Source organism: uncultured Sanguibacteroides sp. (assembly GCF_900543425.1).
In the GTDB taxonomy this organism is placed as follows: domain Bacteria; phylum Bacteroidota; class Bacteroidia; order Bacteroidales; family Marinifilaceae; genus Gabonibacter.
The window spans coordinates 112,336-128,185 of record NZ_UQRQ01000006.1 but is presented as its reverse complement, the minus strand read 5'-3'; the positions used below and the strand labels follow the sequence as shown (position 1 = coordinate 128,185).

Below are 15,850 nucleotides of genomic sequence, written 5' to 3'. Positions count from 1 at the left end.
TAAAAAAACATTTTTAAAACACCATGTATAATCCGACCGTATAGGTCGTGGCCGAAGGATAAACCTCCGGTCTTCGATAACCGGTTAAGGTGATTTCCGGATCGAATCCTTTCAATTCGGTCCATACAAAAAGATTTTCTGCTTGCAAAAACAAATGCGCATGCTCTATTTTAAATTTTTGGGTCCAACTTTCAGGCAGGTTATATTGAACCTTCATACTCTTCAACTTTAAATAATCCCCGTCATACAAATACCGGGTTGAATTATAACGATCCCAACCATTATTTATACGGATCGGATTTTTCCCGGCCGGATTATCCGGTGTCCAACGATCCAATTGATCCCGCTCCATATTCCGGTAGTTCCGGGCACCATCATTCTTCGTACTATAAGAACCGGTATAATCCAAGACCTTATATCCGCAGGCATAAGTAAACAAACATCTCCATTCCCAATTCTTATACCGCAACACGCTTGTCAATCCTCCGCTAATCTTAGGCAAAGCACTACCCCTCACGTCCCGCGAACCTTTTGAATATTTTGTTGTCAGTTCCTTTTTCCCATTTTTTTCCACATGAACCCATTGCTGTTCGCCCGTCTCCCGGTTCACCCCGGCCCATTCCCTTAAATACCAGGAATATATACTCTCCCCGTTCCGCTGTATCTGTAATCCGAGGTAGTCTCCTTTCAATCCGAAAAATCGATTCTTCAGGGTTGCCAGATTAAAATCAATACCCCAACTCCAGAATCTCTTTTTCAGGAGATCCAACTCCACGTCCAACTCAATCCCGGTATTGCGCAATCCTGCTTCCGTATTCTCCAAGCGGCTGGAATAACCACTTACGTAGGAAAGAGGAACATCCTGCAACAAATTTGCCGTCACCTGGTAATAATATTCCAGATTCAGATGCATCCGGTTCAAAAGAACGGCTTCTACCCCCAGATTCAATATCCGGTTATTTTCCCAGGTCAAACGTTTATTGGCAATTGTTTCGGCGTTCAATCCCGGTTTACCGTTATATTCATAACCAAAAGAATAGAGGGAACGCCAACCATAAAGCTTCTGGGGCAAACAGCCGTTATTTCCGTAGCTGACCTTCAATTTCAATTCTTGTATCTTATCCTGTCGTTGCATGAATCGCTCCCGGGAAATCCTCCAGGCCGCCGAAACGGAGCCAAAAAATCCGAAACGATAGTCGGGATGAAAACAAGAAGAACGATCCCCACGCAAAGAAACCGACAAATAATATTTCTGCCTGTACGTATAATTCGAATTAAACAACCAGGAAAACATGGCATAACCTTCTCCGCCGCCCCCCACTCTCGACACCTTGGCGGAAGCCGATAAATAAGGAAAGTCATCCGAGAGGAAACGTATTCCTCTGGCCGATATATACTCCTCCTTTACATCTTCCAGTTCAAATCCGGTATAAGAACTCCACTCGTGCCCTTTCCCCAGAACGGGACAATAGTAAAGTATTCCCGTACCCATGATTTTCCGGCGACGGGCATCCCGTTCGTAAAGAGCCCCTCCATCTTTTTGTCCATCTCCGAAATCCTTATCGTAATATTGACGACGACGGGCCATTAAAGCCGACAAAGAAACGGTTCCCCGAAAAGAAAGAGATCGAGACAACAAACAACGTATCCATCCCGAAGCATAAACGACTGTTTGCGGACGGGCATAAATGTTATATTTATTAACGGCTAACGGATTCATATTGCTATTCTGTCCGTACGGAAATTCCAGATTCAAAGATCCGTCCTCTAAATAAACCGGGACGACCGGAGCCAAAGAAAGAGCCGTATACTGAGGCATGGCATACCCCATAGCATCTTGTCGCGGCCCTCTCTGATCGGAATGAGAAAGCATAGTCTTTATTCCCCAATGAAACGATTTCCCCGCGGGTTCCGAAGCAAAATTCACCCGTAAAGAATAACGTTTCAACTGACTTCCCCGAATAACTCCCTGTTGATTCAGATACTCCAGCGAAATATAGTAGTTTCCGGCAGGATCTCCTCCATCCATGGAGAAATTAATTTTTTGAAACGGAGCCAAGCGAGTCACTTTCTCATACCAATTGACATCCGGTAACTTTCTCCGATCCACCCCAAACAAATCCTCGTAATACCCCCCGTCCCCTCTCTTTATCTTAAAGACCTCATTAAACCTTTGTTGTGCGGCATGATACCAATCATAATAGTTCTTCCCCTCGATCAGATAGTTTTCTTTATCCGCGTACAACCGTTTCACCTCTTCAAAAAAATTATTTTTAGAGATCTGTTGGTATACTAAACGGTGCATTTCACCCTCCACCCATAAATCGGTAAACTCGTCTGCATTCACAAGATCGGGCTTTGCCCCGGAGAACAACGAAGCCAACCCCAACTGGGCATCCAGGGTATAACGGGTCTTCCCGTTTCCGCTTCCCTGTTTTGTCGTAATAACGATAACACCGTTTGCTCCCCGGGAACCGTAGAGGGAAGCGGAAGCTGCATCTTTCAATACCGTAATATTAGCAATATCCTGCGGGTTAATCGTGTTCAAAGGATTGATCGGATATTCATCGTCACCGGAGAGATTCATCAAATCCCAAACCATCCCGTCCACGACATACAGGGGATCCTTGGAAGCATGCATGGAACCTACCCCGCGGATTAAAACGGAATAAGCCACCCCGGGTTGTCCCGATCCGCCGACCAACGTACCGGAAGAGAGTCCCCGGATAACATCTTGAAACGAACTGACGGAACGCCCTCCTATATTTTCCGATCCGATAACCGTAGCCGATCCCGTATAACCGGTCCGTGCATACTGACCATACCCGGTAATGATCACTTCCCTCAAATGTTTACAATCCGGCCGCAACACCACGTCAACGGTCGCTCCTGCAGTAATCTCCACTTCACAACTCTCCATCCCGATAAAAGAATAAACCAATATCGATCGTCCCTCTTTCGGTACTCGCAAAGCGTAGCAACCGTTTATATCCGTGGCAACTCCGATAGAACTCCCCTTCAACCGTACGGTAACTCCCGGCAACACGACTCCCTCTTCGTCCCGTACGCATCCCCGTATCGTTCTCATTTTCATCTTTACAGGCTGCTTGTCGCATCGTCGAAGTACAAAAACCTCGTGACGGACATCGTAACACAACCCGGTACCCTCGAGGTATTTATCCAGAATCGCCCGAACCCCCTTGTTTCTCTCTTTTACCCGGGACAGTCGTACCGATTCCACATCGGACGTACTATAAATAAAAATCAAATCGGTCTTACGCTGCAACTCCCAGATCAAATCCCGTAACATGACATCCTTCAGATTCAAATTAACCCGTTGCTCCTGAGCCTGAAGAGTTTCCCCCATGCTCAGACACACCCAAAGCAATAGATATTTAATAAATCTTTCCATAAATGCTTCTGTTCGTCCTCGATCTTACGATTTTATTCTGGTTATCGATTACTGTAATTCACCGGTATAACCCAGTAGTATCCCTGACGCAAATAAGATTGTCCGAAAACGGATTTCGGACAATCTCTCTACAAACAAGCAAATCTATTCACCCAAACTTACTGATAAGGCGCATAGCCCGGGTTCTGTTCTCCCCGGATATTGGGATTCGCATCCATCTCATTCTCCGGTATCGGATATACTACCTGAGGCAAAGTATAATCAATATTTTCGTTTGCAGCCGTCACACATCCTTTCCTTTCCCGTTTAAAAGGAATCGCCCGACGGAAACAATCCCAATAGGTATGTCCCAATAAAACCAATTCTTTGCGACGCTCCAATAATATGGCATCGATCAATTCCTGTTTTGTCAACAATCCTCCTTCAAACGTTTCGTCCGTCCGGGCCTCATGCACCTCATTCATATAATCCAAAGCCGTCTTTAATCCATTGGGACGGCTACTCTCCGCGTAAGCTTCGGCCAGATTCAGATAGACCTCAGCCAAACAAACCACAGGAATATTATGTTGATAATGGGTAGGATCACCTATATATCTCCGACACCCCTTGCCTTTTCTATTGTCACAAATCAAATAACTCCGCACGTCCTTTGCATCCTTTTTTACGGTATTCATCCACAACGAATTGATACTATAAGCAGCGTACCCCTGCTTGGCCGAAACTTTTCCGTCCTTCGGATCTTCCGGATTATCAATTGTCGGATAGCGTATAATATAATTCAAGGCTGCCGTACTCAAATTATCCGTTGCCGTATAAGCCAACTCCCATATATTCTCCTTACAGAAAGGTTTATAATAATTCGTTTTGTACTCGCTATAATCCATCATCTTACTTTTTCCCCCTAAAGCCAACTCCCCTTCCGTGATCGCCTCTTCCCATTTCCCCAAATAAAGGTATACCCGGGAAAGCAAAGCACAAACGGCATAATAAGAGATCTCTCCCTGTTTTACCGGCATTCCCTTCAAACAAATCTTCGCCTGATTCAACTCATGGAGAATTTTCTCATAACAAGTGGCTGCATCCGTACGACCGATAGGTGTAGTAATCACACTATTCAACTCCTCGATAGTCAAAACCAGAGGTACTCCCTTCTTATATTTATCTTCGTACTTAGCCCCTCCCGGACAAGAGAAGATCGGAGGATAAGCAAACATCCGCATCAAATCGAAATAGGTCAATCCGCGTAAAGCATGAGCCTCTCCTTTTATCCGTTTTTTCTCTTCCTCATTACCGGGAACATTATCGATACGTCCGATGATATTGGTCGTAGCCTTTACCACGCCATAAAGCTGTTCCCACGTATCGACCGCAAATCCGCCGGAGGAAGAGGACTCCTGGTAACCGTTCTCCCGTTCGAAACGGTTTCCCGTCCCGCTGTTCACGTAAAAGTCAGGGCCTTTTGCCGCCTCATAAGCATACACTTGGCGTCCATAATAATTTTCATGAGATATCGCATCATACACTCCATACAAAGCCCCCTGTACATGCTCCAATTTCTCGAATACAATATCTTCATCCATATTATCGTAAGGTGTCCGGTCCAGAAAGTGATCACAACCGGATAACATGACCACCAATATTCCTAATAGATATATCTTTTTCATAACTGTATCATTTTAGAAGTTAATCTGTAAACCTGCCGTAAACGTCATAGCCGAAGGATAATCGTCCGGATTACGATAACCGTTTAAGGTCATTTCGGGATCATATCCTTTCAATTTGGAAAGGGCAAACAGGTTCTCCGCCTGTACAAACACTTTGGCGCTTCTCAATGTCAATTTATCCATCCAGGGTTTGGGAAAATCGTATTGCAATTTAATATTCTTCAATTTCAAATAATCTCCCTTATACAAGTACCGGGTAGAGGTCCAGCGACTCCATTTCTTGGAATTGATCCGTAGCGGATTTTTCCCGGTAGGATTATCAGGAGTCCAACGATCCAGCTGATCTTTTTCAATCGCCCGAATATCCCGGGCTCCGTCATTTTTCGTGGCCGTACGACCGGTATAATCCAACACCTTATGCCCCATAGCATAGGTAAACAGGAAACTCAACTCCAACCCCCGATACGAAACGGTACTGGAGAACCCTCCGTTTACCTTCGGAAGTGCCGTCCCCCGGATATCCCGGTCTGCTTCATCATAATCCTTGGTGATTACTTTATTCCCCTGATCGTCCTTTTTATACCACTGCTGTTCCCCGGTCTGCGGATCTATACCGGCCCACTCCCTCAAGTACCAGGAGTAATAACTCTCTCCGTTACGTTTGATCTGAGTACCGATATCATCGTTGGTCAAACCGAAAAATTCATTTCTCAACGTGGCTATGTTGATATTAAAATCCCAATTGATCTGACGTTCCTGAACAATCGACGCATGTAATTCGATTTCCCATCCCCGGTTTTTCAGCCCGGCAGAAGAGTTCACCAAACGTTCTTTATGTCCTGTTACGTAAGAGATCGGCAGATCTTGTAATAAATTTTCCGTCTTTCGGTTATAATACTCCACGCTCAAATCGATCCGATTGAAAAAGCCCATCTCCAAACCGATATTAAAGATTTTATTCTCTTCCCATGACAAGTCCTTAGAAGCAATTGCCGTCGGTTTTAAACCCAAATGTCCATTGTAATTATAACCGAAAGAGTAACGGGAACGCCAGCTATAATAAGAACTCGGCAAGGTCCCGTTTATACCGTAACTGGCTTTGACTTTCAGGTTATTCAACCAATCTAAACCTTGCATAAAAGACTCTTCCTTTATACGCCAAGCTCCTGATACGGACCAGAAATTACCCACCCGGTAATCTTTATGGAAGCGGGAAGAACGGTCACTTCGGAAAGAAGCAGAAAAGAAATATTTATTATCATAACTGTAATCTCCTTTCAACAGCCAGGAAAGCATGGAGTAACGATCTCCGTCCCCGGCGACCTCATCGGGTACGGCAGCCGCACTTAGGTAAGGAAAATCGTCCGAAAGGAACTTAGTCGCTACTGCCCTGATATACTCAGATTTCATATCTTCCCACTCGATTCCTCCATAGATTAATACCTCATGTACTTCGTTAAAAGTTTTTTCAAGATAGGCTAAATTAGTATTGGAGATCTTCCGTCGACGGGCATCCCGTTCGTATAGATAACCATCACTCTTTGCTCCGTCACCGAAATCCTTATCATAATACTGACGACGACGGGCGTGCAGATAATCAAGACCAAAAGTACTCTTTATCTTTAACCACTTCGTAAGATTAAACTGTAAAAAACCGGATGTCAACACTTTTGTCTGCGGACGATCGTAGCTATTGTATTTTGCTACAGCCAGAGGGTTCATATTCGAATTGACATTTTTGGGAAAATTGAAATTAAAAGATCCGTCCTCTAAATAGACCGGAACAACCGGAGCAAGAGATAAAGCCGTATAATGCAACATGGCGTACCCCAATGCATCCCGGCGGGGCCCCGATTGGGCGGAGTAAGTTAATTGAGTATTCAGCCCCCAATTAAAGAAATTGTCCGGATCGTCGGAAGTCAAATTCATACGTAGAGAGTAACGTTTTAATTCGCTCGATTTCAAAACTCCCTGTTGATTGAAATACTCCAACGAAGCATAAAATTTTCCGACACGCGAACCACCCCGGGCCGAAACATTGATCTTCTGGAAAGGAGCCGTACGGGTCACCTCGTCATACCAATTCACATCGGGCACCTTGTCGGCATCCGCCCCGAACAGATCGGTATAGTACTCGTCACTATCCGCTCCTTTTTTGATTTTAAAGACGTCACAAAACTCGGTTTTGGCATCCGCATACCATTCGTTGTAATTTTTTCCGTCAAACTTATATCCCTCCTTGTCTTTATACAAATCCTTAATGATCGCAAAGAAATCATCTTCCTTGGAACAGGCAGCATATACCATCCGGTGCATCTCCCCTTCCAGCCAAAGCTCCGTAAACTCTTTTCCGTTTACCAACTCCGGTTTGGAGGCTTCAAATATTTTGGAAAAACCGAATTGCATATCAACCGTATATTGCGGTCTTTTCCCTATCTGACCTTGTTTCGTGGTAATTACAATTACCCCGTTAGCTCCGCGCGAACCGTATAAAGAAGCCGATGCCGCATCTTTCAAAACCGTCATACTGGCAATGTCCGAAGGATTTAAGGTATTCAACGGATTGGTGGGGAACTCTGCGCTACCCGACATGTTGGCGGCATCCCAAACAATCCCGTCCACGACATAAAGCGGAGCATTGGAAGCATTCATAGAACTGATTCCTCTTAAACGGATAGTTCCGGAAACTCCCGGTTGTCCGGTCGAGGTTACTAACGTCCCCGGCGAATTTCCCCGCAATACATCTTGAAAAGAGGCTACCGGCCGCTCTTCGATCTTTCTTGCTGTCATTACGGTAGCCGAACCCGTGTACGCTTCCCGGCGGACGGTCGCGTAACCGGTCACCACTACATCTTTTATTCTTGCCACATCTTCTTGCAATAAAATTTTCAACGTTGTTTCCGGTTTAGTGATTTTGATCTCTTTGGTCTTCATGCCGATAAAAGAGACCACGATAATCACCTCCTTAGATTTCGGAATTTTAAGTTCAAATTTACCGTCGACAGCCGTAGCCGTACCGATTTGCGTTCCTTTTAAACGAACGGAAACTCCCGGCATCGGTTCTTTCGTCACACTATCGACGACCGTCCCCTTTATCACCCAGAGTTCCGGCGCACGCTCGTTTGTCGTGTTAGCGGAGGGAAGGTTTCCCGCCGATAGGTCTGACAGACCCCAAATAACCACATAAAAGGCTAATCTCATCAGAAAAAAAACCTTTTTTAATTCTTTCCGCGTGAAAGAAATTCTTTTTTTTTCCATAACTTTGTGTGTTAAGTTTAACATAAGTTCTTGTTTTACAAGAACTGGGGCTACGCGATGTTCCCGCATCACGTAGCTTTTTATTTAGTCTTAGTATTCGCTTTTTCCAATACGACGGTGTCCCCCTCTACCTTCACCCTCACTTTACAAGTCTCCTCGAGCAACTCCAATACCGGAGTAATATCCCGGTAACGATTAAAACAACAACCGAACCGGATATCTTTTAAAGCTTCTTCCCGGAATTCAACCTTCATATCATACCACCTGGCTAACTGCTCCATGATCTCTTCCAACCGCCAATCTTTAAAACGAAACAATCCCTCTTTCCAGGCAATAAAATCAGCTACATCTACCTCTTCCACTTTTGCTTCTCCGGACAATTTATTAAAACTGACCTGCTCCGAAGGTTTCAGAAGGAATGATCTTCCCCGAACCTTCGCCGTAAAACGGACGCTCCCGCATATTAATGTTGTTTTTACCTCTTCATCCTCCGGGTAAGCAGAAACATTAAATTTCGTACCTAATACTTCCGTTGACGTTTCTCCGGTCGTCACTACAAAAAGACGATTATCCTTTTCTACCTCAAAATAAGCCTCCCCGGTTAATTCAACTTCCCGTCTCTCTCGCGTGAATCGAACCGGGAAACGCAAGGAACTCATGGCATTAAGATGTACTCGGCTACCGTCACTCAACACTAAAAAATATTCTCCCCCAAGAGGGGTTTTTATCGTATTATATATAACCTCTTCTCCGGTCGTTTCTCTTTCATTCTTCCCCCGATAATCCAACACGGAAGAGTCTTTACAAATTACCGTCCCATCGGATTCCTGAAGAGTAAAAGAGGAACGGGTTTCCAATGTAACATGCTGCCCGTCGGCTAAAACCAAGACAGCTTTAGCTTCACCCGGACGAATAAGCCGGGCTTGTCCGACCTTTTCATTCGGTCCTTCAGGCAAACGAAAAACAAAATAGGATGCTACAAATAAAACAATCAATAAAGCCGCATAGGTCGTCACTCTCCTTACCGTTACAAACCGCCGATTGTCTATTCGTTTCTCCAGATCTTTCCAACGTTGTAATTTCCGGTAACGTTCGGCATGCTCGTTTCTACGGGCCAAATTTTCGGGAGAAGATAATCTTTCGAATAATCGCCGATGGGCAATATCCTCCTCTTTCCATGCTTCCAATAAAGCATGTTCCTCCTCGCTCATTGTTCCGGCTAACGATTTTGCGATGAAAGAAGCAATATCAAATTCCCGATGTAACATTTTTTCAGTTTTTCTCTATAACAACTGAAAGTCAAAAATGGGGTAGTTAAAAATAATTTTTTTTTGCAGTTTTTTTATTGAACACTGTGCATCAATAAGATAAACAAATAAAAATAATGCTTTAAATCTTCTCGCAAACGTCTATAAGCCGTCTTTTTTAAAGAGTGTACCGTACCGTCCGATACTCCCAATTCTTCGGCAATCTCTTTATTCGCCTTGCCTTCCATGGCCAACATAATCACCCGCCGGCACTGCGCCGGTAATTTTTGAATCGCTTGCATCAGCAACCGATAACTCTCCTCTTCTATTACCTCTTCCCCCCAAAGTCGGAAACCCTCTCCCGCCCAATCCCGATAAGCCTCCTCCACACGTTTATGCTTTATTTCATTGAGGGCCAAATTTCGGACAGATACGTATAAAAAAGATTTCACCTGATGTAAGTAATTAAAATTCTTTCGATTCTGCCATAATTTAACGAAACTTTCCTGTACAATATCGGCCGCCATTTCAGGTTCTTCCACGTATCTCTCCGCAAAAAGACACAAGGTCACGAAAAAATCGTTGAACAGACTTTTAAATACGGCCTTATCTTCTATCTTTATCTTATATACAGACGAATACATGAAATTTTCCCTTATCTTTAATAAAACAACATCCTGACAGCCAATGTAACATCAGACTCTTAAAACGAACCTTTTTTGAGATGGCAGTATAAGTAGACCGTGGTTTGTTGTTCAATAATGTAATATTTTGATTGTTAATCATATAAACATCGCATGTAAATATTGCATAATGAGAAATTTTGTTTAGTTTTGTATCTTTATAATCGTTCGTTTTTTGAGATACTGAACGATCTTGTTCGTTCTACATATCTATCATATTATCAAAAAGTTATATCGCAAACGTATGCACAATTATATGTTATATAAGATATTTTTTAATCTAAACAATTGTACTACTTTTGCCCGCGTATCTTAAAAACAAGAATATAATAACGATATTTTAATCAAACGAAACATGATTTACTCACAAGAGGTACAGCACATGTGTGTTGTGAAAAAAGGACCGGATCACGGTCCGGCTCCCATTCCGGAAGAAGGGAAATGGGTACGTTCAAAAGAGATCAAAGACATTTCCGGCCTGACACACGGGATCGGTTGGTGTGCTCCCCAACAGGGAGCTTGTAAGCTGACCCTGAACATCAAAGAAGGGATTATCGAAGAGGCATTGGTAGAGACCATCGGTTGTTCCGGTATGACTCATTCTGCGGCCATGGCTTCGGAAATTCTTCCGGGAAAAACGTTATTGGAAGCCTTAAATACTGATTTAGTTTGTGATGCTATCAACACGGCAATGCGAGAACTCTTCCTGCAAATCGTTTACGGGCGCAGTCAAAGCGCTTTCTCCGAAGGAGGTCTTCCTATCGGAGCCAGCCTGGAAGATTTAGGAAAAGGACTTCGCAGTCAGGTAGGAACCATGTTCGGAACACGGGCTAAAGGAACTCGTTACTTGGAAATGGCTGAAGGATACGTTACCCGCATGGGATTAGACGAAGAAGGTGAAGTCATCGGCTACGAATTTATCCACCTCGGAAAATTCACCGATATGTTGAAGAAAGGTATCGAACCCAAAGAGGCACTCGAAAAAGCAAAAGGATCTTACGGTCGTTTCGCCGAAGCTACCCAATACATCGATCCGAGACACGAATAAAAACGATTAATTGATTATGAGATTAAGTAATTACAGATTACAACAAATCACAGAATCAGGTAATCACAAAATCACAGAATAATAAAAATCAACATGGCTTTATTTGAAAGTTACGACCGCCGGATTAATCAGATTAACGCGGTTTTAAACCATTACAATATAAAAGACATCGAAGAAGCGAAAGCGATATGCGATGCAAGAGGAATCGATCCTTACAAAATGTGTAAAGAAATTCAACCCATTGCTTTCGAAAATGCAGCGTGGGCTTATGTGGTGGGAGCAGCCATTGCCATCAGAAAAGGTTGCACAAAGGCAGCGGAAGCAGCAGAAGCTATCGGAGAAGGATTGCAAGCATTCTGCATTCCCGGTTCCGTTGCCGCCGATCGGAAGGTAGGATTAGGACACGGAAACCTGGCAGCCATGTTGCTTCGGGAAGAGACAAAGTGTTTTGCCTTCTTAGCCGGACACGAATCGTTTGCAGCTGCAGAAGGAGCCATCGGTATTGCCAAATCGGCCAATAAGGTACGTAAACAACCGCTGAAAGTCATTTTAAACGGCTTGGGAAAAGACGCCGCCATGATTATCTCTCGTATCAACGGCTTCACCTATGTTCAAACAGAATTCGATTACTATTCCGGAGAATTGAAAATCGTAAAAGAAAAAGCCTATTCCAAAGGCGAACGAGCCCAAGTAAAATGCTACGGGGCAGACGATGTTCGCGAAGGAGTAGCTATCATGCGTCACGAAGGAGTGGATGTTTCCATTACAGGTAACTCAACAAACCCTACTCGTTTTCAACATCCGGTAGCCGGAACCTACAAAAAAGAGTGTATGGAAACCGGAAGAAAATATTTTTCAGTAGCTTCCGGAGGTGGTACCGGACGTACCCTTCATCCTGATAACATGGCAGCTGGCCCTGCCAGCTACGGCTTTACCGACACCCTCGGTCGCATGCACGGAGATGCCCAATTTGCCGGTTCCTCTTCCGTACCCGCTCACGTGGAGATGATGGGATTCCTCGGTATGGGAAACAATCCCATGGTCGGAGCAACTGTAGCCGTTGCCGTCGCTATCGAAGAAACGAAATAATCAACAATTGTAAATTCGGAATAACCCACAGGGACGGGTACAATATGCTATTTTAATTGTAGAGTGACGATTGTAAATTGTAGATAATCAGCCTACCACAGTGTACTTTGTGGTAGGCTGAATCACAAGAAAAAACTGATTTATTTCTTTTTATCGGTTTCTACACGGAAAACTTTTTTCCCGTCCTTGGTAGCCGACATATTGATGGATTCGATTTGATCGTAAGATAAGTTTACGTTCTTTAGTTTTTCCCCGGAAATCTTCTTTCCATTCAAGTAAAAAACGGCATCTTTAGCTAAATAATTTGCCTGAAGCGAGCGATACAAATTTTTCATTACGCCCATCTCTGTTCCGTCTCCAAGAGAAATAAGGACTACTCCATTTTTAGCTTTTTTACCATACTGGTCAATAGCCGCTTTATCCTTTAAAATAGTGATATTCTTTACAAGATCCATATCTAAGTTAATCACATCGTTATATGTCGCTCTTTTGTTGTCAATATAAAATAAAGGATACTCTCCTTTTGTTATCTTTTCGTTATGAAGCTCTCGTCTCAGTTTATTAGCAGCAACATCCTCATAGAAGAAAGCATCCATCGAATTCATTTTTGCTATCTTTACGGCAGGTATCAGCGTATCGGGAGTAACAGTATAAAAAAACTCCCTATAAAGAGAATCCGATTCGGCTACTCCGCTCGAAGTTATTCTAATATTTTCTATCGCAACGCCGGGAGTGCGAACAAGGGTATCTGACTTTAAAACAATTACTCCCCTATCCGTTAACCTTTGGTTCTGTTTTTGAAGCATTATATTTCTATATTTTACTTGTTCGGTATCTATACTACCGAGTATCACATACTCTACCATTACGGAATCTGACGGATTCATATAGGTGGTTCTATAAAAAGATACCTTCTTTCTTTCACCTTTCTCTCCCTGTTTTTCTCGAGAACCTTCTGATTTTTTCAGGAAAAGCTGGGCTCTCGGATCTTTTCTCATGACGATTGTTTCAGTTTGCACGGCCGGATTCGATCCCTCACCCTCAAAAAATATTTTTATGCGCTCATCTGTAAGAGGTCCGAATTCCGTTTCCATCCGAACCATCATTTCTCTTGTCATACTATCGATGACCGCACTCGACTTAGAAGAGGCACCCTTCTTTCCTGACTTGGCAGCTTCTTTTTGTCTTTTTTCCAACAAAGAGATCATCTCCCTTAACTTGGTAATATACTCTTTATCAGCCAAAGAATCGGAAAACCTAGGATAAACAAAGGCAGCAGAAATAGCATTATTTTCTTTGTCGATTTCCGAAATCGAAAGTAAATCATTAACTTTGACGGTGGAAATCTCCTTTAATTCATTAGAGATTTCAGGACGGGCAAAAGCCGCCATACTGAGTGCAGCTAACGGAAGTACATAGAGATACTTCAAACGTGCCCACGGACTGGATTTTTCTTTTAACATCATAGTGATACGTTTTTTAAGTTTACTGTGATTAAAGCTGTTGGCCATAGAGTAGAGCCTTGTGCCGGCAGCTTTCTTTATTAATAATAACTGATATTGTTTTGCATCCACCCCTTCATGAAGCACGGCATCGTCCGCCTCATATTCGTGGATATTCTTCAGCTCTTGTTTTAGCAACCAAGAAGCCGGATTAAACCATTGGAAAAAAATAGCGATATCGGCTAATAACAAATCGATGGAATGCCGTTTACGAATATGAGCCATTTCATGAATCAGAATTTCACGTCCGTTTTCCTCCAAATCTTTTTGCGAAATCACAATGTATTTTATCCAACTAAAAGGAGAAACATTCCGCCGATGTACAATCAACGTGATCCCATCCGGCATTCGCTCTTTCCGCCCGATATGTATAAAATAGAAAAGCCGGAATAAGATACAAAGATGACGTCCTACAAAGAAAATAACACCACACCAATAAATGACCAATAAACATATCAACCCAAACGGTACACTTTCACTCTCCACAACCTCCACAGGAATATTCAATACCGGATATACAATATCTTCCTGTAGCGTAGTAGATGAAGTCAACGTCGGAACAAACGGTACTCCCGTTATCTTTTCTTCTCTCCCCGGATTATTCTCATCGGAAATTTCCCAAAAAGGAATGCATAAAGACAACATAAGAATACCCAAAAGAGCAATCCGGTTAAAACGGTGAAAAGTCTCTTTTCCAAGTAATAAACGATAGAAAAGATAAAAAAGAATCAGGCTGAATGCCATTTTCAATATGTAGACGAAAAAAGAACCCATAATTCCAATTTTTAGAATTTACTTTTTATGCGCTTTCTCTACCTTATCTATTAAGTATTTCAACTCATCCAATGAAATATCATCCTCCTCTACCAACGAAGAGACTACATTCAAGTATGAATTATTAAAGTATTTACTGATAACATTTTTCAATGTTCCCTTCCTGAACTCCTCTTCTCCGATAACCGCATAATATTGATAAGTATTTCCATAGGTTTCATGACTCAAAAAACCTTTTTCCTCCAACCCCCTGACAATGGTCGAAAGCGTGTTAAAATGCGGCTTGGGTTCATCATAAAAAGCAAGTAACTGCTTCACGAATAATGGTCCTTTCGCCCAGAAAAGACTCATGATTTCTTCTTCTTTGTTCGTTAACCCTTTCATAATTTCAATTCCTTTATTACAAAGTAACTAAAAGTTTTAGTTACTAAACTAATTTTTATCGTTAAAAAACCAAAAAAGATTTTTTAACGATAAGATAGACTTTTATATTCCATAACAAAAAATACAGTATTTCCCTCTGTCCATAAAAGAAAAAGATCGTGATTGGTCGAATCACGATCTTTCCTATAAAAGCGAACGCACGTTTTAAATCCTACTCCATTTGCTTTGGGGAACTGTTATTTTCCCGCTCCTTGCGTTCCATTCTTAATTCTAATACAAAAGCGGCCAATAACCCTATACCACCGAACAAAAGAACAGAGGCACTATAAATGACAGTTTCTATTTTCATGTTCAAAAAACTGTCATTGCCCGGAGCATACAAGTCAAAACCTAAGGAACAGATCAAAAAAGCAATAAAGATACCCAACCCCAAGCCGATCAACAAGCAGCCTCCTTTTAGGGCACTAAACGAGAAACTGGAAAAACCCGGCAATTGAAGTTTTTTGCCTGACCATTCAGCTTTACCAAGCACTTCAATCTTATCAAGCACCAATAAGCGTTCGCGTCTTCTGGCATACAACTCAAACAATTTATAGATCAACAGAAAGAACGAAACAAAACCTAACAAAACTAATAACCCATTCATAACTTTATGATTTAACAATTTATATTTTCTTCGCTCTTTTGACGCCGTCATCCTGCTTTGGTTACAAGTAAATGGATGTTTTCTTCAAAAAAATTCCTTAGAAATAAGACTTCCTAATATGTAACCGAACCCTTATCTTTGCG

The 15,850-nt window shown here is 42.6% G+C and carries 10 protein-coding genes; 2 read left to right on the top strand and 8 right to left on the bottom strand.

Features of this window, described 5'->3' with window-relative positions; translation table 11 throughout:
* Window positions 1–13: 13 nt before the first annotated feature.
* The 5 genes from QZR76_RS04920 to QZR76_RS04900 all read right to left on the bottom strand — a co-directional run bounded on the left by QZR76_RS04920 (window position 14) and on the right by QZR76_RS04900 (window position 10,225).
* On the bottom strand, window positions 14–3,412 hold the full coding sequence (locus tag QZR76_RS04920; RefSeq protein ID WP_294140921.1) for a SusC/RagA family TonB-linked outer membrane protein: 3,399 nt from the start codon (window positions 3,410–3,412) through the stop codon (window positions 14–16).
* Between the two features lie 158 nt (window positions 3,413–3,570).
* Complete coding sequence (locus tag QZR76_RS04915; RefSeq protein ID WP_294140919.1) at window positions 3,571–5,076, bottom strand: RagB/SusD family nutrient uptake outer membrane protein; 1,506 nt, start codon at window positions 5,074–5,076, stop codon at window positions 3,571–3,573.
* A 12-nt stretch (window positions 5,077–5,088) separates the two neighbouring features.
* Window positions 5,089–8,334, bottom strand: coding sequence for a TonB-dependent receptor (locus tag QZR76_RS04910; RefSeq protein WP_294140917.1), 3,246 nt, complete (start codon window positions 8,332–8,334; stop codon window positions 5,089–5,091).
* Window positions 8,335–8,414: 80 nt separating this feature from the next.
* Window positions 8,415–9,602 carry a FecR domain-containing protein gene (locus QZR76_RS04905; protein ID WP_294140915.1) on the bottom strand — a complete coding sequence of 396 codons (1,188 nt, stop codon included), beginning with the start codon at window positions 9,600–9,602 and terminating at the stop codon, window positions 8,415–8,417.
* Between the two features lie 74 nt (window positions 9,603–9,676).
* Window positions 9,677–10,225 (bottom strand): RNA polymerase sigma-70 factor, encoded by a 549-nt coding sequence (locus tag QZR76_RS04900; RefSeq protein WP_294140913.1) that lies wholly within the window; start codon window positions 10,223–10,225, stop codon window positions 9,677–9,679.
* A gap of 394 nt (window positions 10,226–10,619) precedes the next feature.
* Here QZR76_RS04900 and QZR76_RS04895 point away from each other — a divergent pair, with 394 nt between their 5' ends.
* Together QZR76_RS04895 and QZR76_RS04890 are read left to right on the top strand one after the other, a co-directional pair.
* A complete protein-coding gene (locus QZR76_RS04895) occupies window positions 10,620–11,312 on the top strand; it encodes a hypothetical protein (protein ID WP_294140911.1) in 693 nt (230 codons plus the stop codon).
* A 93-nt stretch (window positions 11,313–11,405) separates the two neighbouring features.
* A complete protein-coding gene (locus QZR76_RS04890; protein WP_294140909.1) occupies window positions 11,406–12,401 on the top strand; it encodes a GGGtGRT protein in 996 nt (331 codons plus the stop codon).
* A gap of 140 nt (window positions 12,402–12,541) precedes the next feature.
* On the opposite strand, the gene QZR76_RS04885 is transcribed toward QZR76_RS04890, so the two are convergent.
* The 3 genes from QZR76_RS04885 to QZR76_RS04875 all read right to left on the bottom strand — a co-directional run bounded on the left by QZR76_RS04885 (window position 12,542) and on the right by QZR76_RS04875 (window position 15,707).
* Entirely contained in the window at window positions 12,542–14,677 is a 2,136-nt protein-coding gene (locus tag QZR76_RS04885) for a M56 family metallopeptidase (RefSeq protein ID WP_294140907.1), read from the bottom strand.
* 18 nt (window positions 14,678–14,695) lie between these two features.
* On the bottom strand, window positions 14,696–15,061 hold the full coding sequence (locus QZR76_RS04880) for a BlaI/MecI/CopY family transcriptional regulator (RefSeq protein WP_294140906.1): 366 nt from the start codon (window positions 15,059–15,061) through the stop codon (window positions 14,696–14,698).
* A 211-nt stretch (window positions 15,062–15,272) separates the two neighbouring features.
* Window positions 15,273–15,707, bottom strand: coding sequence for a DUF6249 domain-containing protein (locus QZR76_RS04875; protein WP_041501959.1), 435 nt, complete (start codon window positions 15,705–15,707; stop codon window positions 15,273–15,275).
* Between the last annotated feature and the right edge of the window lie 143 nt (window positions 15,708–15,850).